Origin of the sequence: Marinobacter sp. EhC06 (assembly GCF_001650915.1) — a bacterium.
Taxonomy (GTDB): domain Bacteria; phylum Pseudomonadota; class Gammaproteobacteria; order Pseudomonadales; family Oleiphilaceae; genus Marinobacter.
In genome coordinates, this window is sequence record NZ_LXYO01000010.1 from 80,399 (window position 1) to 105,127 (window position 24,729).

The following is a 24,729-nucleotide window of genomic DNA, read 5'->3' on the forward strand; positions in this document are numbered from 1 at the left end:
TTAAAGCCCCCAAAGAATCTGAATGCCCCAAACCACATAGACGAACATGGTCAGCCCACAAGCCGCCTGCACGATAAACCTGGGACCCATGGCCTTGATATAGTCGGTCGTCACCGTCCAGAGCCCCACCCAAGCGTGAGCACCGATTGAAAGCAGTGCCATAAGGGTAAAGATACGGAACCAGGTCTGGTCGAAAAGCGCACTCCAGGTTTCGTAGTTGACGTCGGAGGTCAACAGAAAGCCGAGCAGGAAAATTGTATACAAAGCAAGTACGTAGGCGGTTACCCGCTGGATCAGCCAGTCATAGACACCACTGCGACCCAGGTTCGTGACGCTGTTTACCATACCCAGACTCCTGCCAGAACGATGAGAATGACGGAAACCACAATCGTGATCTTCGAGGCGAGGCGGCCGCTCTCGAGCTCTTCACCAATGCCCATATCCATGAACAGGTGCTTGATACCCGCAACCAGGTGGTACAACAGAGCAGACAAGATGCCCCAGATAATCAGCTTGGCAAGGAAGCTGTCCAGCAGTTCATTGACACGACTGAAGCCCTCTTCCCCGGACAGGGAAAGCTGAAGCCCGTAAAGCAGGAACGCAACACCAACAAAAATGATGATGCCGCTGATACGGTGCAATATGGACGTAATGGCTGGCAGCGGAAAATGAAACTTGCCGAGATCGAGATTTACTGGTCGTTTGCTATTCACAGCGCTCTCACACTCTCTCTTGGTTCCGCGGGACCGGAAAACCGGGTGCGGATGGTTGGTATGTAAGGATCGGCGTGCAGATACGAAACCGGCACACGATTGGCTCAGAAGGGAGATAACCTCACCGGCAAACCACTATTTACAGGCAGCGGGAGAAGGTTTATCCCCAATTCCGGGCTAGGGATTATAAGGAGTACCCTAACCAATTACAAACCTGCAACGTCGCTCAAGCCGCGTATTTCAGGGGGTTAAGCCAGCTATAAGGATGATTGACAAATCCTTTTCCATCCCCAATCCGTTGTTATTCGGGATATCCCTGATTTACAGCGAATGTCAAATTCTGGGTTTTCCCGACTCTTCCATTGACAAAAAAAGCCAACGCCCTATATTTTGCCGCCAGTTTTGCGATAATACGCGCCTTCTAGCGCATCCATAACTGTAGATAAAGCTTTCAAAGCTGATAAATAGGAGAGCACCATGACCGACAGGAAAGCCACGCTCTCGGTGGGGGACAAGTCCATTGAGCTACCGATTTATTCCGGCACCGTCGGCCCTGACGTTATCGACGTACGAGGCCTAGTCCAGGAAGGCGTTTTTACATACGACCCCGGATTCGTATCCACCGCAGCCTGCGAATCGGCCATAACCTACATCGACGGTGCAAATGGCGTTCTCCTGCACCGCGGCTACCCGATCGAACAGCTCGCGGAACACTCCGACTACCTTGAAGTCTGCTATCTCCTGCTTCACGGCGAACTTCCAAGCGCCGAGGAGAACCAGAAGTTCCACGAGACCATCAAAAACCACACCATGCTGCACGACCAGATGCGGAACTTCTTCCAGGGTTTCCGTCGTGATGCACACCCGATGGCCATCATGTGTGGTGTGGTCGGCGCCCTGTCCGCCTTCTACCACGGCGAGATGGACGTAGCCAGCCAGGAGCAGCGTGAGATCACCGCTCACCGCCTGGTCGCCAAGATGCCTACGATTGCAGCCTGGTGTTACAAGTACAGCATCGGCCAGCCCTTCATGTACCCGCGTAACGACCTCTCGTATTCCGAGAACTTCCTGCAGATGATGTTTGGCGTTCCCTGTGAGGAATATAAGCCGAACCCGATCCTAGCCAAGGCCATGGACAAGATCTTCATCCTGCACGCAGACCACGAACAGAATGCGTCGACGTCGACCGTGCGTCTGGCCGGCTCCACCGGCGCCAACCCCTATGCCTGTATCGCTTCCGGCATTGCCGCCCTCTGGGGCCCCGCGCACGGCGGCGCGAACGAAGCGGTTCTGGACATGCTGGCCGAGATCGGCGACGAGTCCAACATCGAGAAGTTCATTGCCAAGGCCAAGGATAAAGACGATCCATTCCGTCTGATGGGCTTCGGCCACCGGGTATACAAGAATTTCGACCCGCGCGCCAAGGTAATGGCAGAAACCGCTCACGAGGTTCTGACCGAGCTAGGCCTCGAAAACGACCCGCTGCTGAAGATCGCCCAGCGTCTGGAAAAAATCGCGCTGGAAGACGAGTACTTCGTAAAGCGCAAGCTTTACCCGAACGTCGACTTCTACTCCGGACTCATCCTCAAGGCCATCGGAATCCCGACTTCGATGTTCACCGTTATCTTCGCCCTGTCGCGGACCATCGGCTGGTTCTCGCACTGGAACGAAATGGTCAGCGGCGACTATCGCATCGGCCGTCCGCGCCAGCTTTACACTGGCTCGGATTCCCGGGATTATCCGGCGAAATAAGCCTGATTTCTCGGGCAACGCATGGAAAGGCCGCTGATTCAGCGGCCTTTTTTATTGCGTGCCGCCCCGCCCTTCTGTGCTAAGTTAACCCGACAAAAACATAAGAGGAGAAAGCAATGACTACAGCAGCGTTTATCGGCCTCGGCGTAATGGGCTATCCAATGGCCGGGCACCTGGCCAAGGCCGGGCTCAACGTCAGGGTCTGGAACCGAACCAGCGCCAAAGCCGAGCAATGGGCAAGCGAATACGGGGGAACCAGCTGCACCTCCATTGCCGAGGCCGTGAAGGGCGCGGATATAGTACTCACCTGCGTTGGTGCGGATATCGATCTTAAAGCAGTTTACGAAGGCGATGAAGGCATCCTCGCCAATGCCTCCGAAGGTGCGGTTCTGGTCGATCACACTACGGCTTCAGCCGGCATTGCCGAGTATCTTGCTGAAGCTGCCAGTAAAAACAACATGGGATTTGTGGACGCGCCTGTGTCCGGCGGCCAGCAAGGAGCCGAAAACGGCAAGCTGACCATCATGTGCGGCGGCTCTGAACAGGACTATGCGAAAGCCGAGCCGGTTATGGAGCACTATGCGCGCGCACTCAACCGAATGGGCCCAGCTGGCAGTGGCCAGAAAACCAAGATGGTGAACCAGATCGCCATTGCCGGTCTTGTACAGGGCCTTTCAGAGGCGCTGCACTTTGCCGAGCAGGCTGAGCTGGATGTGGCAAAAGTGGTGGATGTGATTTCGAAAGGGGCAGCCCAGTCCTGGCAAATGGAAAACCGCTCGGCAACGATGATTGCGGGTGAATTCGAACACGGCTTCGCGGTTGACTGGATGCGTAAGGACCTGGGGATTTGCCTGGAAGAGGCACGAAAAGTGAACGCGTCTCTGCCAGTCACCGCTCTGGTGGATCAGTTCTACGCGGATGTGCAGTCCATGGGGGGCAAACGCTGGGATACATCCTCTTTAATCCAGAGACTCAGGAAGTTCCGGTAAGTCTCTGAAGCTGGGCCGGATGAAAGCTCTCACCCGGCCCCGAATCCACAGGCACTACTTTTTCTTGTCCTGCGGCTGCCACTTTCCGTTCACATACCACGCGGACCAGCCCGTCGCCTTGCCTTCCTTCTCGGACATGACGTACTGCTCCTTGGTCTTGCGGCTGTAGCGAATCACCGTCGGATTGCCTTCAGGATCACGCTCGGGCGCATCCATCAGGTAATCATACTTCGGATCAATTTCCTTCCGGTGTGGTTTGATCTCCATCACCAGAGGTGGTCGCGTTTCCCGATTTTTCGGGAACTTGCTGGCGGCCAGAAACAACCCGGACGCCCCATCACGAAGAACGTAAGTGTCATCCACCTTCTGGCACTGAAGCTCCGGCATGGGTACCGGGTCCATCTTGGGCGGTGCTGGCTCGCCATTTTTGAGCAGCTTACGGGTGTTCTTGCACTCGGTATTGGTACAACCGAAATACTTTCCAAACCGCCCCGTCTTCAGCTGCATCTCAGAGCCACACTTGTCGCACTCGAGGGTCGGCCCATCGTAGCCCTTGATGCGGAACGTGCCCTTTTCTACCTCGTAGCCAGAGCAATCCGGATTGTTACCACAGACATGCAGCTTGCGGGTTTCGTCCACCAGGTAGCTGTCCATGGCAGTGCCACACTTGGGGCAGCGGCGCTTCTTGCGCAGCAGCCGGGTTTCGCCCTCGCCTTCCACGTCATCGTCAGCGCTGACCACTTCGTCGCCGGACACGAGATTGATGGTGGTCTTGCAACGCTCCTTCGGTGGTAATGAGTAACCGGAGCAGCCCAGGAATACACCCGTACTGGCCACACGAATCTGCATATTCCGACCGCAGCTCGGACACGGAATATCAGTCTCGGTGGGCGTGTTGGCACGCATGCCGCCGTCTTCACCACTTTCTGCCGTTTCCAGTTGCTGCTTGAAACGGCCGTAAAAATCATTCAGGACTTTCTTCCACTCGACATCACCCTCGGCAATTTCGTCGAGCTCATCTTCCATCTTCGCGGTGAAATCGAAGTCCATCAGATTCGGGAAAGATTCTGACAGGCGCTCGGTCACAATCTCGCCCATCTTCTCGGCATAGAAGCGGCGGTTCTGCAGCCTGACATAGCCGCGATCCTGAATCGTCGAAATAATCGACGCATAGGTCGAGGGACGGCCAATACCCTGCTTTTCGAGCTCTTTGACCAGGCTCGCCTCGGTGTACCTCGGCGCAGGCTTGGTAAAGTGCTGGCTCGGGTCGAGCTTTTTCAGATCCAGAACTTCGTCTACCTGGATATCAGGCAGAGCAATGTCTTCATCTTTCTTGGCGGCCTGAGGCGCCGCCTTCAGGAAACCATCGAACTTGATGATCCGGCCCCGGGTACGTAGCTCGTAATCGCCGTTAGCAACGACTATCGAGGTGCTCAGGAACTCCGCATCGGACATCTGACAGGCAATAAATTGGCGCCAGATCAAGTCGTATAGCTTCTCGGCATCTTTCTCCAAGCCGCTGATATCGGTAGGACGGCGACTGACTTCGGTCGGCCGAATGGCTTCGTGGGCCTCCTGGGCGCCCTCTTTGCTTCCATAGACACGTGGCTTCTCAGGCAGGTATTTGTCGCCAAACTGCTTCTGAATGTAGGTTCGGCAGCTGCTAACCGCATCCTGACTCAGGTTGGTGGAGTCAGTACGCATGTAAGTAATAAAGCCCGCCTCATAAAGACGCTGGGCCAGCATCATGGTCTTCTTGACACTGAACCCCATGCGGTTGCTCGCCGCCTGCTGCAGCGTGGAGGTAATGAATGGGGCTGACGGACGCGAGCGTGTCGGCTTGTCTTCTCGCTTGGAGACCTTGAAGGTGCCAGCCTTGAGGCGGCTGACGTGCTCGGTGCTCTGCTGCTCGTTGACTGGCCGGTAAGGCTTGTCATCGTGGCGCGTAACTTCGAAGCGAACCGGCTGCTCGGCCTTGGCCGATGCGAGGTCGGCATGCAGTTGCCAGAACTCTTCCGGGACAAATTTCCGGATCTCCCGCTCCCGCTCGACAATCAACCGAACAGCGACTGACTGCACGCGACCGGCAGACAGGCCACGGGCAATCTTTGCCCACAGCAGCGGTGACACCATATAGCCCACAACCCGGTCGAGGAAGCGCCGGGCCTGCTGGGCATTCACCCGGTTGTTGTCGAGATTCCCGGGGTCCTTGAAGGCTTCCTGAATGGCGCGCTTTGTGATTTCGTTAAACACCACCCGCCGGTATTTCTCCGGCTCGCCGCCAATGGTTTCCTGCAGGTGCCAGGCAATGGCCTCCCCTTCACGGTCCAAATCCGTCGCCAGATAGATGTGGTCTGCGGATTTGGCCAGGCGCTTCAGTTCACTGACAACCTTCTCTTTTCCGGGAAGGATCTCGTAACGGGCGCTCCAGTTCTGGTCGGGATCGACACCCATGCGGGCCACCAGTTGCTCCCGGGCCTTGCGCTTTTTGTGCACCGCCTTTTCTTCCGGGCTCATCTTTCGGGTGGCGGCGGCCTGTCTGGCGCGCTCCTTCGGATCCGACTGGGATCCACTGCCACTGACGGGAAGATCACGAATGTGCCCGACGCTCGATTTGACGATGAAGTCAGAGCCCAGGTACTTGTTGATGGTCTTCGCTTTCGCTGGTGACTCGACAATTACGAGACTTTTACCCATATCGGAGTTCTGTATCCTTGGCGATAAATCGGTCAATTAATCAGCAAACCGTAAACTCGCTGTAAAATCAGTCGGCTAGAAAACACACATACGCCGCCAATCTGTATAGGCTCACTGTTTTACAGGGTCAAGAATAGCAAGACAACCCATTCTTTGGTTTCAATCCTGCTTTTTTTCACATTCTGGAAGCCTGTCCGGGCCGCCGATTGAAACAGAAAGGCCCGGCATTTGCCGGGCCTTCTGAAACCGCGTACTGAAAACCGCTTAACGGATTACAGACGCTCCCAGACCGTCGCAATGCCCTGGCCCAGACCGATACACATGGTGGAAACACCAAGCTTACCGCCTTTGGCCTGCATTACATTCAGCAGGGTTGTGGAGATACGTGCACCGGAGCAGCCCAGCGGATGGCCAAGGGCAATCGCGCCGCCGTTCAGGTTCACTTTCTCTTCCATAACGCCCAACAGCTTCAGGTCCTTGAGGACAGGCAGGGACTGGCCGGCAAAAGCCTCATTCAGTTCCCAGAAGTCGATGTCTTCGACTTTCAGGCCTGCGCGCTTCAGGGCTTTCTTGGTGGCCGGCACCGGGCCATAGCCCATGATCGCGGGATCACAGCCGGCAACGGCCATGCTGCGGATCTTGGCAATCGGCTTCAGGCCAAGCGCTTCAGCACGCTCTGCGGACATCAGCACCATTGCTGCCGCACCGTCGGTCAGCTGGGAAGAAGTACCAGCAGTCACGGTACCGTTCTTCGGATCGAACGCCGGTTTCAGCTGGCTCAGCGACTCGGCAGTGGTCTCGGGACGAATGGTCTCGTCTTCCTCGATCAGCACCTTGAAGCCGTTCTCGTCGTGACCTTCAATGGGCACGATTTCGTTCTTGAAACGGCCTTCTACGGTCGCTTCATGGGCCAGACGGTGGGAGCGAGCACCGAACTCGTCCTGCTGCTCACGGGTAATCCCGTGCATCTTGGCCAGCATTTCCGCGGTCAGGCCCATCATGTTGGACGCTTTTGCGGAGTACTTGGACGCAGCCGGGTTGTGGTCGAAACCTTCGGTCATGGGTACGTGCCCCATGTGCTCGACACCGCCCACGAAGAACACATCACCGTTGCCGGTCATGATGGCCTGGGCTGCAGTGTGAATCGCGCTCATGGCAGAGCCACACAGGCGGTTCACGGTCTGAGCGGCAGACTCGTGGGGAATGCGGGTCAGCAGGGAAATCTGACGCGCCACGTTGAAGCCCTGCTCCTTGGTCTGATTTACACAGCCCCAGATAACATCTTCAACTTCTTTCGGGTCGAGCTTCGGGTTGCGCTCAAACAGTGCTTCGATCAGATTGGCGGACAGGGTCTCTGCACGCACGTTCCGGAAACAACCGTTTTTGGCACGACCCATCGGAGTCCGCACGCAATCGACGACGACAACGTCTCTCGGATTAAGGCTCATAGATCTTTCTCCGTTCGGAAATCTCGTTCAGGGTTAGCCAAAGAACTTTTTGCCAGTCTTGGCCATTTCACGCAGCTTCTCGGTCGGGTGATAAAGAGGACCAAGGTCTGCAAACTTGTCTGCCAGTTCGACGAACTTGTCTACACCCATATCGTCGATATAGCGCAGGGCACCACCCCGGAAAGGCGGGAAGCCGATACCGAAAATCAGGCCCATGTCAGCATCTGCCGGATCTTCGACAATGCCGTCTTCCAGGCAGCGAACGGTTTCCAGGCACAGAGGAATCATCATGCGGGCGATGATGTCTTCTTCGCTGAACTCGTTCTTACCCTGAACAACCGGCTCGAGCAGCTTGTAGGTCTCTTCATCGACAACCTTCTTCTGCTTGCCCTTGCGGTCCAGTTCGTATTTATAGAAGCCCTTGTCGTTCTTCTGTCCGTAACGGTTGTTATCGAACATCACGTCAATGGCGGTTGTGCCTTCGTGCTTCATCCGATCCGGGAAGCCGTCTGCCATCACTTCGCCGGCGTGCTTGCCGGTATCCATGCCGACAACGTCAAGCAGGTAGGCAGGGCCCATCGGCCAGCCGAACTTCTCCATAACCTTGTCAACGTGCTGGAAGTCAGCACCGTCACGCACCAGGCCGATAAAGCCGCCGAAGTACGGGAACAGAACACGGTTTACCAGGAAGCCCGGGCAATCGTTGACAACGATCGGGGTCTTGCCCATGGCCTTGGCGTAAGCCACGGTGGTGGCGATCGCACGATCACTGGTCTTTTCGCCACGGATAACCTCAACCAGCGGCATCATGTGTACCGGGTTGAAGAAGTGCATGCCGCAGAAGTTTTCCGGACGCTTGAGGTTCTTCGCAAGCAGATCGATGGAGATAGTAGAGGTGTTGGAGGTCAGGATGGTGTCCTCACGAACCGCGTCTTCGGTCTCACGAAGAACCGCGTCTTTCACCTTCGGGTTCTCAACAACGGCTTCGACTACCAGATCTACATTCTTGAAGTCGCCATAGTTCAGGGTCGGCGTGATGCTATTGAGCACGTCGGCCATCTGATCCGGCTTCATCTTGCCCTTTTCAACACGCTTGGCCAGAAGCTTCTTGGCTTCTTTCAGACCCAGGGCGATACCGTCCTGGTTGATGTCCTTCATGATGATCGGCGTGCCTTTCAGGGCAGACTGGAATGCAACACCACCACCCATGATACCGGCACCCAGAACGGCAGCCAGGTTCACGTCGTTGGCTTCTTTTTCCCAGGCCTTGGCCTTCTTCTTCAATTCCTGATCGTTCAGGAACAGGCCAACCAGGCAGGCCGCCACATTGGTCTTGGCCATCTTGGCGAAGCCTTTGGCTTCCACTTCGATTGCCTTGTCACGGGTCATACCGGCATGCTTCTGCATGACCTTGATGGCCTCGACGGGCGCCGGGTAGTTCTTGCCAGCCTTGCCGGCAACAAATGCCTTGGAGATCTCGAATGCCATCATGCTTTCCATGGCATTGAGCTTGATCTTGCCCTTCTTCTCTTCGCGACGAGCTTCGTAATCCAGCTTGCCTTCGTTGCACTGGTTAATAATGGCAACAGCAGCGTCAACCAGTTTGTCGGACTCGAGCACGGCATCCACAGCACCGACTTTCAGTGCCACATCTGCACGGTTCTCAGTGCCGCCGCTGATCCACTCAACGGCATTGTCCACACCCACCAGACGGGACAGACGCACGGTACCGCCGAAGCCCGGGAAGATGCCAAGCTTCACTTCCGGAAGGCCAACCTTGGCCTTTTTGTCCATCACGCGGTAGTCGGTTGCCAGACACATCTCGAAACCGCCACCCAGCGCCATACCGTTGATCGCGGTAACTGTGGGGAACGGCAGATCTTCAACGGCGTTAAAGACTTCGTTGGCCTTGAGGTTGTTGGCTACCAGATCCTCCTCCGAGCCCGCAAACAGCTCGGTGAATTCGGTAATATCGGCGCCAACAATGAAGCTGTCCTTGGAGCTGGTCACTACCAGACCCTTCAGGTTCTTCTGCGCTTTAAGTGCGTCAGTCGCGGCGCGGAGCTCTTCGATAGTAAGACGGTTGAACTTGTTTACTGACTCGCCCTGCAAGTCGAAGTTCAACTGAGCGATCCCGCCTTCGATCTCTTTAACCGTGATGGCTTTACCTTCGTAAATCATCAACTGATCTCCAGTCTGTGTTTGGAACTGCTTCCAGCCGAGCGGTACTTTTTGATTCACCGGCGCGGCTGTTTGTGCAGCGAGATTTCGGTCACTGCCCGATCATCCGATCCAAAAATTCATACAGTCGTTTGAATCGTGAGGGCACACGATGAAAAAAAACGGCGCATTTGTCAATTTGTTTCTTTCAGGAGGGCTGCAAAAGTCCCCAAATTGCCGGGGGCAACCGAAAAAATTCGAGCGGAATTGTTATGTTTCAGTGAACTGGAAGCCACTGCTCAGGGAAAACCGGAACTTCGTCACGCAAATTTCAAAGTTATTTACATTTACGGGCGACAACGCCGCCAAAACTGCTTGATTGGCTGACGCAGTTACTTTACCTTCGATCTACGACTTTGGTCCACAATAATAAAACCGCATTACGGAGACCCATCCGATGACAGACGCTAACCTGCGGGTACGTTCCCTTGTAGCCGCGCTTATTCTACTTGCACTAACGTCCATGGGTGTCCGCGCCCAGGACAGCGCCGACGGATTTCTCTCCGACCTTCATAATTTCCGGGTCAGTAACTACATGGCACTGGATGCCTACTACCGTTTCAGTGGAACCGGGGACACCGATACCCTGAACGAGATTGTACAGGGCATCAACTCGGCCAATGACTCGATGAATTCCATTGCTGGCAGTGATTCCGGCGTATTGTCTGCCGAGGAAGTAGAAGGGCTCAATCAGGAGTTTGATAAATTCAAGAACCTGATGCGCGACAACATCAACGATGTGCGCAATCAGGGTTATCCGGACCTGCGTCTGGTCTCCGATATGGCCAACCAGGCACTGACCATGAACGAGAAAGCCACCGAGCTCTACCGGGTGGCCCAGGAAAGTTCCCAGACCGATACCAATCCGAGGGTTGAAGCTGCCCGTTCTGCTGCAGTGAAGATGGCACAGATGATGGCCAAGTACTCGGTCAGGACCAACTCCTCGGTGGCCCAGACCTTCCAGGGCTCTTCTACCGAAACACCGCTGGACGAGCAGGCCCGGGAGCTGGATCAATTGCTGGCATCGGTTATCAAGGGCCAGGGAACACCGGAACTGAAAGCAGCACTTAACGATATCTCATCCAAATGGCAGTTCATTCGGGGATCCTACATCAACTACAATGAAAACAACGTAGGCTTTGTAATCGACCGGTACTCCAAGGGCATCCTCAAAGGGCTGGCCACAACCATTGAGCTTCTCCAGGGTAACGCATGAACACCTGCCGTCCCTTTCTGGCAGGCGTAATTGCCTGCCAGAAAAGCAGTTTTCCGTCTCCGTTTTTGATACCCGTCAGTTTCCCTCTACACTTTCCCGACCGGTTTTAAGGTACTATCCTCATTACAATACCCCGTGTGCGAAGGAGCGATACGATGTCTGCCTATAAAAAGATGCTTGTTGCCATTGACCTCACTGAAGAGGCCCCGCAGGTGCTGAACAAGGCAAAAGCCGTGAGCGAGGCCCACGGTGCCGAGCTGATGCTGGTCCACGTGGTTGAGCCTGTTGGGTATGCCTATGGGGGAGATATCCCGATGGACCTGACGGAACTGCAGGACCAGCTCGATAAAGCGGCCCGCGAACAGTTGGGAACCTACGGCGATCAGTACGGTGTGGCAAAAAACAATCAGGTGGTGACAGTCGGACGTCCTGAGTCTGAAATTCACAGGCTCGCCAAGGAACAGGAGGTGGATCTGGTGATCGTCGGCAGTCACGGGCGAAAGGGTTTCCAGCTATTGCTGGGCTCAACCGCCAACGGGGTCCTGCATGGAACCGAATGCGATGTTCTGGCCGTTCGAATTCATTAACGTCTGCTGAACAGAAGGCCCGGGCCTGGACCCGGGCCTGCACTGACGGGAAGCGGCTATCAGGCCCCCTCGCCGCCCATTTTCGCCTCCAGTTTGCGCAGCTGACTTTCCAGTGAGAAGCTGACACTGGATGCCATTGAAAAGAAATTCAGTAGCGCCTTCAGGTTACTGTCGCCCTTGCAGACCGAGTGAATACGCTGCCACAGGGCCTGGTTGACCAACTGCAACCTCTGATTCCTCTCCACCAGTCCCTTCAGTTCCCAGTCCGGGGTCTGATGATTCCGTTTCGCAAAATATTGCTGCAACAGGTAGTGGGAAACACTACGCATAATAAATTCATCGGTATTTGCGAACGGAAGGTGGTGGACCGCCATCGGCTTGAGCTCCGAAAGCACCGGGCAACCGCTGGTTGCCATTTTCAACCCGAGCAGCGACCGGAGCGCCTCTTCGAGGGCCGTCTGTTTTACATAGCTGCGGCGGTCATCGGTTACTCTTACTTCAACCTTCTGATAGGCATCCTCATCCCGGAAAGCCTCCACCACCGGCAATATTTCCGTTGCCGCCGGGCAGTGGGGAGATTCCGCCGCTTTTAGCGGGCAGTTACTACACTGGCAATGCTCCAGTTTTGTCCATGACGGGAGCGAACCCGACGGCCGGGACGGCTTGTCCGTGACTTTGAATTCGACGGTACGACCGTCCTGAAATCTGAAATCGTAGTGTACGTTCATTGGTTTGCCTGTTCTTCCAGCTCCATCCACCGCTCGATGACCTGCTCCAGACGGTTTTCCTTTTCCGTCAATGCTTCCAGAGTGGCCGAGACTTCATCCGGTGGGCCTGAATAAAAATCAGCCTGGGAAATTCTTTCCTGCAGGCCGGCGACTTCCTGCTCGAGTGCCTCAATCTGCCCTGGCAACTGCTCCAGCTCGAGTTTGAGTTTGTAGCTCAGTTTAGCGGGTTTGCTTTTCTCAGACTGCGTTCCCGCTTTTATGCTATCCGCGGCTTTCTGTGATTCGGCCTTGCCAGTATCACCAGAGGTTTTACTGGATTTATCCTGCTTGTCCGGTCGATTACCGGTGGCTTCTGACGGGAAACAGCCGCCCTGTCGACGCCAATCGGTGTAGCCACCAACGAACTCCCGCACTTTGCCCGATCCATCCAGGAAAACCGTTTCGGTGATCACATTATCAAGAAACTCACGGTCGTGACTGATCACGATCACGGTGCCGGCAAATTCCGCCAGCTGTTCTTCCAGCAACTCCAGCGTTTCCACATCCAGATCGTTGGTTGGCTCATCGAGCACCAGGATATTGGCGGGCTTGCTGAACAGCTTCGCCAGCAGCAGCCGGGCACGCTCACCACCGGAAAAGACGCTGACCGGAGATCTGGCGCGCTCCGGGGTAAACAGGAATTCCTGCAAATAGCCAAGTACGTGTTTGCTCTGGCCATTAATGTCGATGAACTCCCGGCCCTCGGACAGGTTATCCAGTGCGTTCCGTGTCAGATCCAGCTCACCTCGCAACTGATCAAAGTAAGCAACCTGCAGATTGGTACCCAGACGAATAGAACCCTCGGTTGGTTCCAGATCTCCCAATAAAAGCCGAACAAGGGTCGTCTTGCCCGTGCCGTTCTCGCCAACAAGCCCGATCTTGTCCCCGCGAAGGATGGTAAGATTCATATCTCTTATTACCGGCGCGCCACCCGGATAGGCAAAACCCGCGTCCCTGGTTTCAACCACCAGCTTGCCAGACCGCGCCGCGTCTTCCACGGCAAAGCTGGCGGTTCCACCTCGCACCCTGCGCTGCCGGTGCTCCTCACGCATGGCTTTCAGGGCCCGAACACGCCCCATATTGCGAGTCCTGCGAGCCTTGATGCCCTGACGAATCCAGGCTTCTTCCTGCTTCAGTCGCTTATCGAACAACGCATTCTGCCGCTCTTCCTCTTCCAGCGCTTTCTCTTTCAGATCCAGGTAGCGATCATAGGTGGCGGCAAAACTCACCAGCTTACCCCGGTCCAGCTCCACAATTCGGGTCGCCATGCGCCGTATGAACGCACGATCGTGGCTGACAAACAGCATAGCGCCGCGGAACTGGCCAAGGGCCTCTTCCAGCCAGGCAATTGCCGGTACATCCAGGTGGTTTGTGGGCTCGTCCAGCAACAGTATGTCCGGATCGGCAACCAGTGCCTTGGCCAGCAAAACCCGGCGCTGCCAACCGCCGGACAGAGTATCCAGCGTCTGGTCCGGATCAACGCCGTACTGTCCGAGAATGGTGGTGACTCTCTGGTCCAGGCGCCAACCATCCAGAGCTTCCAGGCGCTCCTGAACCTTCATCAGCCGGTCGAGACTCGCCTCATCGGCCTGCTGGGACAGCTGATGAAATTCAGCAAGCAACTGGCCTGTTTCCGGAAAGGCCCCGGCGACAACTTCATAGGCGGTACGGGTATCTTCCGAAGGCAGGTTCTGCGGCAGTACCGCCAGCACAGCGCCATCGTCAAGACGCACCAACCCACCGTCGGGTATCACTTCCCCGCTGACAATCTTGAGCAGGGTCGATTTCCCCTCGCCGTTTCGTCCCAGCAAACACACGCGCTCGCCGGCATCGATAACCAATGAGGCCTGATCCAGCAGCGGGTGCATTCCATAAGCCAGGGAAACTGAGTCCAGCGTTAACAGTGGCACGTTTGGTTCTACTCCGATTTGTTGACAGTGACGGGATCACCCACGCGAATAATGCCCGGTGATTCATGAATGGCGTTCTGGCCGAAGATGACGCCCTCCTGGGTTCTGCGATAGCCGGAGAGCGTTCTCAGGGGCTGCAAGGCGGCATCCTTCTGGCCCGTGGAAGGATCCACGGTGGTCATGACACAGCGCGAACAGGGCTTTACGATGCTCAGGCGGTTGTCGCCAATGCTCAGGCTCTGCCACAGATCTTCATCCCAAGCCCCTGCCCCCTCAACCACAATATTGGGGCGGAATCTGCGCATCTCCACGGGCACTTCGAGCCGGCTATTCAGCTCTGCCAGGGAGGCGGTATTTGTAACCAGAAAGGGAAACCCGTCGGCGAAACCCACCCGGCGGTAGTCGGTGACCCGGCCCGCATCAACTCGGCGGAAAGAGCTGTCCGGCATAAAGACCAAGCGAACAGGCTTACCGCAGAAACGGCTCAGGGCAGCGTTTGCCTCGGGCAACCCCGTCCGGGCCTTGACCCAGTCTCTCCAGACCAGAACCCGAACCTCTTCCTCTGCGGCACTCAGGACAAACTCGCCCTCATCGGGAATGCTGATCACGACCCGGTCACCTTCCAGACGGGTTCCGACCCGGGCAAGTTCCGGGTGCTCCCTCTGGGTAACAAACCGGCGGTCATCATCCACGATCATCCATCGACGGTCCCCAACTGGCCCGAAGTCATCGGTACTAAAACAGGTCACTTCAATGCCAGACAGGGATTTGACGGGGTACACGAACAGCGAATGGACCTTCATGGCGGGCAGCCTCCCCAAAGAATCAGGATACGCAACAGGCTGCTGAGTATACCTGACCACACACCCCGGCGCCGAGTTTGGAGGTGCCCGAAAACGAAAAAACCCGATCCTTTTCAGGACCGGGTTTTTTGAATCTGGAGCGGGAAACGAGATTCGAACTCGCGACCCCAACCTTGGCAAGGTTGTGCTCTACCAACTGAGCTATTCCCGCAATGCTGCTCGGCTGTTACCGACAACGGAGGCGTATTCTACGGATCCCGACGAAGCCGTCAACCACTTTTTTTCAGGTTTTTTCCAGCCAGCGTCTTGTTGTCGCATTTCAGGAAACCGGAACTGTGCAGCCACTCCTGGTCGGGGTAGTACTTGAACACCAACTGGCCGCCCTTCAGGTTGTCCACCACACGCTTGACGATCTGGTTATCCACCGCCGGGCAGCCGTGGCTCCGGCCTATGCGGCCGTATTTGCTGACCCAGTCCTCATTCACATAATCGGCGCCATGAATAACGATGGCTCGCTGCCTGGCAAGATCGTTGATGCCCGGCTCAAGACCATCGAGCCTGAGCGAGTAACCGTGCTTACCGTAATAGGATTCCCTGGCCTGAAAAAGCCCGATACTGGACTGGTAACTGCCCTCAACATTGGAGAAGGCGGTCGATTCGAAATTCCCTGAATTCTTGCCGTGTGCGACCAGATCACGCAGCAACAACTCACCCCTTTCGAGGTCAAAGATCCACAGTCTTTCCTGGCTGGACGGCAACGAGAAATCGATAACCGCGAGCCGCTCGGGCATCTGAACACCATTGGAGACAGCACAACGAGAGGCGTTGATCGCTGTCTTGAGAACCGCCGTGTCAATTTTAGGCGCGGCTGCACTGAGGCGATCAAGAAGCTGGTCATCCAGAGAGGCGCCAAACGATGAAAGAGGTAGCGCAGCACACACAGCCAAAAGCAGGCCTGCGGGCGAAAAACGCCGCGTTTTTTGCATTTCACGTCCCCGATAAAATAATTGAAGGCCGCGAGAGTCGTATCGCGAGCCCGTCATAATTCAGTGTTGCGCATTTTATCAGGGAAAATTGCTAACCCCGTCAGAATGTACGTTTTTCATACAAAACTTTAAGGAAACAGCGATTACCTTACTGGCCAAACCTGCGCCCACCTTCGAGGTACTCCTGCTCTTCCGGTGTTGAAGTTCTGCCCAGGGCCTTGTTGCGGTGGGGGAAACGGCCGTACTGCTGGATGATGGACCGGTGATCCCGGGCGGACTGCAGGAAGCTGCTCATAAAATCGGCCAGAATCCCCTGGGTAGACCGCGCAAGCTGTTCATAACATTCCACGGACGTGTCCTGATCCTCCTTGAGCTCAGAATGCTGAAGGGGCATATACAGGAATGCCCTGTGGACCGGAACAAGCATCATATCCTGGCCTTTCTGCATCGCTTGCCGGCAGAGCTTTCTTGCCTGACGGTCCTGGTCAAATGCCATGGCGCCGCCGCGGAATATATTCCGGGAAAACTGGTCAAGCAGGATAATCTCGGCGAGTATCCCACCGGCCTCACGGCGCCAGTGGTCCAGCCCCTGCTCGGATGCAAACAAAACCATCGACAAAAAACGCCGACGGATTTCCTGGTCGAACCTGCGATCGGACCGGAACCACTTGTTCCGATGATCACTGTCTGGCAGCCCATGTTCGTCCAATTCGCCAAACCAGAAATCCAGAATCTCTTTCCAATCGAACATTCACCGTCACCCTGTTACTTTAGTTATGGTCGGTCCTTATATCGCGGCCGGCACTCCGGACTTACGACAGGCTCTATTAAATTGACTACTCCAGGAGAGGCAATGAACAGCCCCCGCATTATTCTGTTGGCACATGGAAGCAGTGACAAGCGCTGGTGTGAAACCTTCGAACAGCTTGCTGCGCCAACCCTTGCGTCTATCGACAACGCTCGGGTTGCCTACATGGAACTCGCAGAACCATCCATGGACACGGTCATAAAGGAAGGTGTTTCGGAAGGCGCCACCGAGTTTACGATCATCCCCTTGTTCCTTGCAGCCGGACGTCACCTTCGCAAGGACGTTCCCGCCATGATTGAAGAACTCGAGAAGGCACATGGCGCAACCATCCAACTTGCGCCGCCGATTGGAGAAAACCCTTTACTGGGACAGGCGATCCGGGATGTTGTTATGCTTCAACTGGAACAGACGCCAGCCTGAGCCGGGCGTTCTGAAAGCCGATTCGGCGGGCGGTGCGCGACAGGAGCAACAATTATGTCGAAAAGGATTCTGATTACCGGTGGTACCGGATTTATCGGCCATGTTCTGTGCCGTGAATTGCTGGCAAGGGAGTATGAACTCACGGTTTTCAGCCGGCAACCGGCAGAAACCGTCAAGTCCTGTTGCGGTCGGGTTCAAGCGATCCGCGACCTGCAACAGCTTCGCGCCCATCCGGGTTATGATGCCGTGATCAATCTCGCCGGTGAAGGTATCGCCGACAAACGGTGGTCTGAAGCCCGCAAGCAGGAACTGCGGGACAGCCGGATAGGTGTGACCGAAACGCTGGTTGAGGTCATCCGAAGTTGGGAACGGGCACCGGAAGTACTCGTCTCAGGCTCGGCTGTTGGCTTCTACGGGGACCAGGGGGCTGCAAAGGTAACCGAAGACACCCGCCCCAACGATGAATTTACCCATCGACTTTGCCGCGACTGGGAAAACGCCGCCAAACCTCTAGCCGACGATGGCGTGAGGGTGTGCTTCTCCCGCACGGGTGTAGTGGCAGGCCCGGGCGGAGGTTTCCTTGAACGGATGATTCTACCCTTCAAGCTTGGGCTTGGCGGGCGCCTGGGAAGCGGTACGCAGTACATGCCCTGGGTACACCGCGACGACGTCGTTGGCGCTCTTATCTGGATGATGGAGAACTCGAGCGCCTCAGGCCCGTTCAATGTGGTGAGCCCTAACCCGGCAACCAACGCAGAATTCACCCGAAGCCTGGGTAAGGTTTTGCACCGCCCCACTCTTTTTCCGGCGCCAGCGCCGGTGCTGAGGGTTGCCCTGGGAGAAATGGCCCGCCTTCTGCTCACCGGACAGAACGCTATTCCAGAGAAACTTACGAGGGAAAAGTTTGAATTCCGGTATCCCGATCTGGAGCCGGCATTGGCTCAATGCATTGCTCTCGGATCATCCCGGTGATTTTTTTCACAAAAGGCGTTGACAGGGTTTCGAAGCTTTCTTAATATACGCGCCACCTCGACGAGGCAAGGTGTTGAAAACGTTGCGTCCCCTTCGTCTAGTGGCCTAGGACTCCGCCCTTTCACGGCGGCAACAGGGGTTCGAACCCCCTAGGGGACGCCAATTTTTCTGCCTTGATGTTTCGGAAAACCGAAGTTTTCCGATGACATCGTCAGACCGGCTTCTGACCGTGCTTCCCTTCTTTTCGATCCTGGTGTCCGTGCTCCTTCTGATCTTTCATCACGAAGATGCCAACACCCACGAAAAAGCCAACCATCAGCAGTACAGTGGCAATACCCGCGATCACAACGGCGTCCATATACATGTTGTTTCTCCTTCCGGTAATTAACTTGATTAAACTCAGGTTACGCCCGGCATGCCCGCAAGGTATTGATCCAGGTCAACGTATTTGTCGGACCAGATGTACGCATAAATACTGAACCACAACACATTTCCTTCGATTTTTCCTGCATTTGCAAGGCATTTGAAAGAAACTGCTGCTATAGTCGGAAACAAAGGAAGTGTCCGATCTCCTAACCGGTCTGGGTGGCTGAAGTTCAAGACATGCCAAAACTGTCGACGCGTCTTCAACGTTTTCGCACAGGCTCGCCCCTGTCTTTCAGGCTGCTGGCCTGGATTCTTCTGTTCAGCTCCGCCTTTACACTGGTGGCCTCCGCCCTTCAGATCTATTCCGACTATCGAAAAGACCTCTCGCAGATCGACAACCGCATGCAAGTGGTTGAAGCCGGCTATGCATCCAGTCTGGCCCGCAGTCTGTGGGCCCTGGACCAGAAACTGCTGCAAACCCAGATGGAAGGCATACTCAGTTTGCCCGATGTGGTTCATTTGCGGCTGAGGATCGAACCCGATTCCGAGCTGGTTATGGGAGAAATCCCGCGGGACGCAAAAACCACCTCCCACAGTTTCAATCTCGTTCATCAGGGCGATGAAATGTTCAAACTGGGTGAGCTGACGGTGACCGCAGACCTGGACCGGGTCTACGATGAACTCAAGCGGAAGGTGGGGGTCATTCTGCTGACCCAGTTCCTGAAGACGTTCTTTGTTTCGATCCTCATTATCTGGATCTTCCAGCATTTCGTGGCACGCCATCTGACTACCATGGCGAATTACGCTCGGGACTTTTCGCTGAAAACCACTTCGAAGCCACTGACGTTGGACAGACCCAACACCCCATCGAACCGTAACGACGAGTTGGGTCGGGTCACAGACGCCATCAACCAGATGCGCGAGCGACTGAACGCAGACATGGAGCGCCAGCAAAAGGATGCGGCGGAAATCCGGAAGTTTTCCAAAGCCATTGAACAAAGCCCCTCCTCGGTCCTGATCTGCGATCGCCAGTGGCGTATCGAATTTGCCAACCAGAAATTCACCCAGTTAACCGGCTATGAGGCTGCGTCGATCATTGGCAAGCACCCTGGCGCACTCGGGGACAACGATATTGAAAACCGTGAAAGCCGACACCTGTGGCAATCCATCCGCCTGCAGGTGCAGCGCGTCGGGGTCTGGCAGGGTGAAGTCAACAGCGTGCGCCGTAATGGTGAACGCTTCTGGGAGCAACTGATTGTCACCCCAATCAAGGACGAGTCCGGCGGTACCACCGGTTACCTTATCCTGGGTGAAGACATCAGCATCCGCAAACGCTATGAACAGCAGCTCTTGCGCCAGGCCAACTACGACATCCTGACCGGGCTGCCCAACCGGATGCTGGCCCTGGACCGTCTGAAACTGGCACTGGCACAGGCACGTCGGGAAAGCACCCTCGTGGGCGTGATGTTCCTCGATCTCGACAACTTCAAGCACATAAACGACACCCTCGGCCACGATGCCGGCGACAACCTGCTGATTGAGGCAGCCCGAAGGATTTCCAGCTGCCTCCGTGGCACCAGTACCGTTGCGCGGCTGGGGGGCGATGAGTTCTTGGTGATCCTGCCGGGGCTGACTGGCCCGGAGGCTTCGTCGCAGGTTGCAGAGCGTATCCTGAAAACCTTCTCACCGCCCTACATACTCAATGGGCAGGAGGTGTTCGTAACCACGAGCATCGGCATCGCTATTTTCCCGACGGACTCAGACAACAGCGGCACGCTGCTGCAGCACGCTGATGCCGCCATGTACCAGGCCAAACACAAAGGCAAGAGCTCCTTCGCCCATTTCGCCCCGGAAATGACCGAGGTCTCCCACGAGCGCCTGAAGATGGAGTCCAGCATGCGCAGGGCTCTGGAGCTGAAGGAATTCGAACTGTATTTCCAGCCGATCGTGAATACCGATTCCGGCACGCTTTGCTCGGTTGAGGCCCTGCTGCGCTGGAACAACCCGGCCATGGGCATGGTGATGCCCGACCGGTTCATTCCCCTGGCCGAGGAAACCGGTCTGATTACCCCCATCGGCGAGTGGGTCCTCGAGGAGGCCTGTCGGGCCGCCATGGGATGGAAGCATGCCACCGGCAAAGACATTGGTATTTCCGTGAACGTGTCGCCGCGTCAGTTCCGGGATCCCGGCTTTACCGAGGCCGTTATGCACGCCCTCTCTACCAGCGGTCTGGCACCGGAGCAGCTGGAACTTGAAATTACCGAACGACTGATTCTGGACAACTCCATTGAAACCGCCGAAATCCTGCGCCAGTTGGACAAGGCCGGCATCCGATTGTCAGTGGACGATTTTGGGACAGGCTACTCTGCCCTCAGTTACCTGAAGAGCTACCCGTTTGATACCCTGAAAATTGACAAGTCCTTTGTCCAGGATGTCATGAAGGAGCCCGAGGATGCCTCACTGGTGCGGGCTATCATCAACATGGCCCACAGCCTGGGCCTGCGAGTGATCGCAGAAGGGGTGGAAGAAGAGGCTCAGACCCACTTCCTGAAAAAGGAAGGTTGCGACTTCTCTCAGGGTTACTTCTACAGCCGCCCCCTGCCGGCACCGGATTTTGAAGCCTGGCTGGCCAGCAATCATCGGGTATAGATCGAAAACCGTTGGAACCTGACTCCCATGGAAGACACCGTACTTGTCGTGAACTGCGGCAGCTCATCCCTGAAACTCGCCTTATTCGATGACCAACACAGAAAGCTGGCATCCGCGCTCGCTGAGCGTCTCGGTCAAAACGACGCATTTGCTCGCGTTGAAGGCCGGGAAGAGACCATTCCGCTGGATCCCGGTGCCAGCCACGATCAGGCGCTGAATACGCTGGTCGCAGCGCTCCGGGATCAGGGACTGATGGCGTCGGCCCCGACCGCCATTGGCCACCGGGTCGTTCACGGCGGCGAGACCTTCCGTGAAGCCGTGCTTCTTGATGACGATGTCATGGATGCCATTGAGGACTGCGCGGGGCTTGCCCCCTTGCACAACCCGGTCAATCTGTCCGGCATTCGGGCAACCCTGGCGCAGTTTCCCGAGGTGCCGCAGACTGCCGTTTTCGACACCGCCTTTCACCAGACCCTGCCCAAAAGGGCGTTCCTCTATGCCCTGCCGGAGGCCTGGTACCGGGATTGGGGAATTCGCCGGTATGGTTTCCACGGCACCAGTCATGCCTTCATGGCCGCCGAAGCTGCCCGTCTGTTGGGAAAAACGCCCGCTACCACCTCGATCATCTCGGCCCACCTGGGCAACGGATGCAGTATTACCGCCATCCGGGACGGGATCAGTGTCGATACCAGCATGGGTCTTACACCATTGGAAGGCCTGGTGATGGGAACCCGCAGCGGCGATGTCGACCCTGGCCTGTTCGACTTTCTCCGCAGCAAGGGCATCGCCGCGGACGAGGTGCACCGGGTCCTGAATCAGGAAAGTGGCCTCCTCGGCCTGTCCGGGCAGACCAACGACATGCGTTCGCTCTGTGAGCTCGCGGACCATGGTCATGAGCCATCCCGAACCGCCATTGATGTGTTCTGCTTCCGCCTTGCCCGTTACGTTGGGGCCATGATGGCATCACTCAGCCAACTGGACGCACTGGTTTTCACAGGTGGCATCGGGGAAAACAGTGCCCGGATCAGAGCCGAAACCATCAACCACCTCAAGCTCATAGGATTTGAACTCAGCCCGGACCTAAACAAGCATCATGGCGAATTCAGCCACCGCCGGGTGGAAAGCCCCGACTCCAGGTTTCCCGTTTTGGTGATCCCCACCAACGAGGAGCTGGTTATTGCACGGGAAGCATCCCGCCTCGCCGGCTCTGCTGCTTTGGGCTGACCCACACGCATCATCAGGACTAGCATCATGGCAAAGAGTCTCTTTTTTGCACCGACATCCATGGATTCAGGCCTCACTTCGGTCTGTCTCGGTCTGCTGCGCGCCCTGGAACGGGTGGGCGTGAGTGTCGGCTTTTACAAGCCGTTCTGTCAGACCGTTCACCGCGCCGAATCTATGCATAACGCAGGTGAGGACTCCTCAGTCGCTTTCGTACGGGCAAGCAGCCATCTGAACCCGCCGGATCCGATTGCCCTCAAGGAAGCCCAGCAACTGCTCAACAGAGGCAAATCGGATTACCTGCTGGAAACAGTGGTTGGGGAATACCAGAAAGTTGCCCGGGACGTGGACGTGGTAATCATCGAAGGCCTGGTTCCAGACCGCAGCGAAGCCTATATTGCCCGGTTGAACGTAGAGGTCGCCCGCAATCTCGGTTCCGAGGTTATCCTGGTGAGCACGCCCAAAAACCTGGACGCCCGGCAAATGGATGAAGAGCTGGATTTTTCATCGCGCCTGTTTGCCAACCCGAGCGATCCGGATGTTATTGGCGTTATACTGAATAAGGTCGGCGAGCCCGAGCGGGCGGGGCTTGAGCCCCGATCCAACAGCAACCACCCTGCCCCAACCACCATTGATTACCAGAGCCAATGCAAGGTCTTCAGCGAGGGCCGTTTTCGGTTGATTGCGGAGATTCCCTGGCAGCCGGAGCTGCTTGCACCTCGGGTCTCCGACATAGCCAGAGAGCTCGGGTTACCGGTTCTCAACGAGGGGCAGATGCACGCCAGGCGAGTCCAGAAGGTGTCGGTGTGTGCCCGCAGCATCCGCAATATGACCGAGACCCTGAGACCTGGCACCTTGCTGGTGACGCCGGGCGATCGGGAAGACATAGTGGTGACCTCAGCGGTTGCTGCTCTGAATGGGGTCCCACTGGCCGGCCTGATGCTTACCGGGGGTCTGATGCCGGACCAGCGTGTGATCGAGCTCTGTCACCGAGCGCTGGAAACCGGTTTGCCGGTACTGGGCTCGGATGCCAATACCTACGAGACGGCCCACATGCTGGCGAATCTGTCGTCCGCCATTCCAATTGATGACCCCAATCGTATTGAAAAAGCGATGGAGGCGGTTGCCACCCGCATAGACACCGACTGGTTGCAGCAGCACCTCAAAGTCGCGCGACAAAACAGACTTTCACCTCCGGCTTTCCGGTATCAGCTGTCAGAACGGGCTCGGGCAGCGAACAAACGCATTGTACTGCCCGAGGGCAGCGAGCCAAGAACCGTGCAGGCGGCTATTATCTGTCATCAGCGCAAACTGGCACGGTGTGCACTGATCGGGAATGCCCTGGAGATCAAGCGAGTGGCGGATTCCCAGGATCTGGAACTGCCCGAAGATATCGAGATTATTGATCCCACAGAGGTGCGCCAGCGCTATGTCGGCCCAATGGTAGAGTTGCGCAAGCATAAGGGGCTGACACCGGACATGGCAGAGGCCATGCTCGAAGACAACGTCGTTCTCGGTACCATGATGGTGGCTCTGGATGAAGCCGACGGCCTGGTGTCCGGTGCCATCCACACAACGGCCAATACGGTGCGACCCGCCCTTCAGCTGATCAAGACCCATGACCACGCGAAAGTGGTCTCTTCCGTGTTCTTCATGCTGCTTCCGCAACAGGTGGTGGTCTACGGCGACTGTGCCATTAATCCGGATCCGAATGCCGAGGAACTGGCAGACATTGCGATCCAGAGCGCGGAATCGGCGGAAGCCTTCGGGATCGAACCCCTGGTTGCGATGATCAGCTACAGCACTGGTGAGTCAGGCAGCGGCCAGGACGTGGACAAGGTCAGGGAAGCCACGAGAATAGCTCGTGAGCGCAGGCCGGATCTGCTGATAGACGGGCCGCTTCAGTACGATGCTGCGGCCATCGAGAGCGTGGCCAGGAGCAAGGCGCCCGACAGCAAGGTAGCGGGCAAGGCCACGGTATTCGTGTTCCCGGACCTGAATACCGGCAACACCACTTACAAGGCCGTTCAGCGCAGCGCCAACGTGGTCAGTATCGGGCCAATGCTGCAGGGTCTGCGCAAGCCGGTCAACGATCTGTCCCGGGGCGCACTGGTGGAGGATATTGTGTTTACCGTCGCTTTGACCGCGGTTCAGGCAAAGCAGGTTGAAAGTGCCGGGCCGGGCTGAGGCAGTCTGCCCTCACCC

At 56.4% G+C, this 24,729-nt stretch carries 20 protein-coding genes and 2 tRNA genes; 10 read left to right on the forward strand and 12 right to left on the reverse strand.

Translation table 11 applies throughout. From position 1 onward, the window contains the following. Both sdhD and sdhC read right to left on the reverse strand, forming a co-directional pair. Window positions 1–345, reverse strand: coding sequence for a succinate dehydrogenase, hydrophobic membrane anchor protein (gene sdhD, locus A8B84_RS05495; protein ID WP_064228095.1), 345 nt, complete (start codon window positions 343–345; stop codon window positions 1–3). After that, on the reverse strand, window positions 339–713 hold the full coding sequence (gene sdhC / locus A8B84_RS05500) for a succinate dehydrogenase, cytochrome b556 subunit (protein ID WP_064228094.1): 375 nt from the start codon (window positions 711–713) through the stop codon (window positions 339–341). Before sdhC ends, sdhD begins: the two co-directional genes overlap by 7 nt. A 477-nt stretch (window positions 714–1,190) precedes the next feature. Between sdhC and gltA the strand changes: the two genes are divergently transcribed. Together gltA and A8B84_RS05510 are read left to right on the forward strand one after the other, a co-directional pair. Further along, entirely contained in the window at window positions 1,191–2,465 is a 1,275-nt protein-coding gene (gltA, locus tag A8B84_RS05505; RefSeq protein WP_064228093.1) for a citrate synthase, read from the forward strand. A gap of 116 nt (window positions 2,466–2,581) precedes the next feature. Continuing rightward, window positions 2,582–3,454, forward strand: coding sequence for an NAD(P)-dependent oxidoreductase (locus A8B84_RS05510; RefSeq protein WP_064228092.1), 873 nt, complete (start codon window positions 2,582–2,584; stop codon window positions 3,452–3,454). 54 nt (window positions 3,455–3,508) lie between these two features. On the opposite strand, the gene topA is transcribed toward A8B84_RS05510, so the two are convergent. The 3 genes from topA to fadB form a co-directional block, all read right to left on the reverse strand. Continuing rightward, window positions 3,509–6,151, reverse strand: coding sequence for a type I DNA topoisomerase (topA, locus tag A8B84_RS05515; RefSeq protein WP_064228091.1), 2,643 nt, complete (start codon window positions 6,149–6,151; stop codon window positions 3,509–3,511). Window positions 6,152–6,423: 272 nt separating this feature from the next. Next, window positions 6,424–7,599, reverse strand: a complete 1,176-nt coding sequence (gene fadA / locus A8B84_RS05520; protein ID WP_062784509.1) for an acetyl-CoA C-acyltransferase FadA — start codon at window positions 7,597–7,599, stop codon at window positions 6,424–6,426. Between the two features lie 33 nt (window positions 7,600–7,632). Continuing rightward, window positions 7,633–9,780, reverse strand: coding sequence for a fatty acid oxidation complex subunit alpha FadB (fadB, locus tag A8B84_RS05525; RefSeq protein ID WP_064228090.1), 2,148 nt, complete (start codon window positions 9,778–9,780; stop codon window positions 7,633–7,635). A 436-nt stretch (window positions 9,781–10,216) separates the two neighbouring features. Between fadB and A8B84_RS05530 the strand changes: the two genes are divergently transcribed. Then, on the forward strand, window positions 10,217–11,035 hold the full coding sequence (locus tag A8B84_RS05530) for a hypothetical protein (RefSeq protein ID WP_064228089.1): 819 nt from the start codon (window positions 10,217–10,219) through the stop codon (window positions 11,033–11,035). Between the two features lie 155 nt (window positions 11,036–11,190). Beyond that, window positions 11,191–11,622: a universal stress protein gene (locus A8B84_RS05535; protein WP_064228088.1), complete on the forward strand. Its 432-nt coding sequence runs from the start codon at window positions 11,191–11,193 to the stop codon at window positions 11,620–11,622. Between the two features lie 59 nt (window positions 11,623–11,681). Here the strand turns inward: A8B84_RS05535 and A8B84_RS05540 are convergent, their stop codons facing one another. The 6 genes from A8B84_RS05540 to A8B84_RS05565 form a co-directional block, all read right to left on the reverse strand. Continuing rightward, entirely contained in the window at window positions 11,682–12,350 is a 669-nt protein-coding gene (locus A8B84_RS05540) for a DUF6901 family protein (protein WP_064228087.1), read from the reverse strand. Beyond that, window positions 12,347–14,299, reverse strand: a complete 1,953-nt coding sequence (locus A8B84_RS05545) for an ATP-binding cassette domain-containing protein (protein WP_064228086.1) — start codon at window positions 14,297–14,299, stop codon at window positions 12,347–12,349. Before A8B84_RS05545 ends, A8B84_RS05540 begins: the two co-directional genes overlap by 4 nt. Window positions 14,300–14,307: 8 nt before the next feature. Further along, window positions 14,308–15,102 (reverse strand): MOSC domain-containing protein, encoded by a 795-nt coding sequence (locus A8B84_RS05550; protein WP_064228085.1) that lies wholly within the window; start codon window positions 15,100–15,102, stop codon window positions 14,308–14,310. 135 nt (window positions 15,103–15,237) lie between these two features. Continuing rightward, window positions 15,238–15,313: transfer RNA gene (locus A8B84_RS05555), tRNA-Gly, on the reverse strand. Between the two features lie 58 nt (window positions 15,314–15,371). Next, a complete protein-coding gene (locus A8B84_RS05560; RefSeq protein ID WP_064228084.1) occupies window positions 15,372–16,088 on the reverse strand; it encodes a murein L,D-transpeptidase catalytic domain family protein in 717 nt (238 codons plus the stop codon). 148 nt (window positions 16,089–16,236) lie between these two features. Next, complete coding sequence (locus A8B84_RS05565) at window positions 16,237–16,839, reverse strand: DUF924 family protein (protein ID WP_064228083.1); 603 nt, start codon at window positions 16,837–16,839, stop codon at window positions 16,237–16,239. Between the two features lie 102 nt (window positions 16,840–16,941). On the opposite strand from A8B84_RS05565, the gene A8B84_RS05570 reads away from it, so the two are divergent. The 3 genes from A8B84_RS05570 to A8B84_RS05580 all read left to right on the forward strand — a co-directional run bounded on the left by A8B84_RS05570 (window position 16,942) and on the right by A8B84_RS05580 (window position 18,450). Next, complete coding sequence (locus A8B84_RS05570) at window positions 16,942–17,316, forward strand: sirohydrochlorin chelatase (RefSeq protein ID WP_064228082.1); 375 nt, start codon at window positions 16,942–16,944, stop codon at window positions 17,314–17,316. Between the two features lie 54 nt (window positions 17,317–17,370). Beyond that, window positions 17,371–18,288, forward strand: coding sequence for a TIGR01777 family oxidoreductase (locus A8B84_RS05575; protein WP_064228081.1), 918 nt, complete (start codon window positions 17,371–17,373; stop codon window positions 18,286–18,288). 86 nt (window positions 18,289–18,374) lie between these two features. Next, a tRNA-Glu gene (locus A8B84_RS05580) sits at window positions 18,375–18,450 on the forward strand. A gap of 49 nt (window positions 18,451–18,499) precedes the next feature. On the opposite strand, the gene ccoM is transcribed toward A8B84_RS05580, so the two are convergent. Then, window positions 18,500–18,652, reverse strand: coding sequence for a cytochrome c oxidase subunit CcoM (gene ccoM, locus A8B84_RS22120; protein WP_162841247.1), 153 nt, complete (start codon window positions 18,650–18,652; stop codon window positions 18,500–18,502). A gap of 239 nt (window positions 18,653–18,891) precedes the next feature. Here ccoM and A8B84_RS05585 point away from each other — a divergent pair, with 239 nt between their 5' ends. From A8B84_RS05585 to pta, 3 genes are read left to right on the forward strand one after another with little or no spacing between them, the layout of a single operon-like run. Beyond that, complete coding sequence (locus tag A8B84_RS05585) at window positions 18,892–21,303, forward strand: EAL domain-containing protein (RefSeq protein ID WP_064228159.1); 2,412 nt, start codon at window positions 18,892–18,894, stop codon at window positions 21,301–21,303. A gap of 27 nt (window positions 21,304–21,330) precedes the next feature. Continuing rightward, the gene (locus A8B84_RS05590) at window positions 21,331–22,527 is read left to right on the forward strand and encodes an acetate/propionate family kinase (RefSeq protein WP_064228080.1); all 1,197 of its coding nucleotides are present in this window, start codon (window positions 21,331–21,333) and stop codon (window positions 22,525–22,527) included. A 27-nt stretch (window positions 22,528–22,554) separates the two neighbouring features. Continuing rightward, window positions 22,555–24,711, forward strand: coding sequence for a phosphate acetyltransferase (gene pta / locus A8B84_RS05595; protein WP_064228079.1), 2,157 nt, complete (start codon window positions 22,555–22,557; stop codon window positions 24,709–24,711). The last annotated feature ends 18 nt before the right edge of the window (window positions 24,712–24,729 follow it).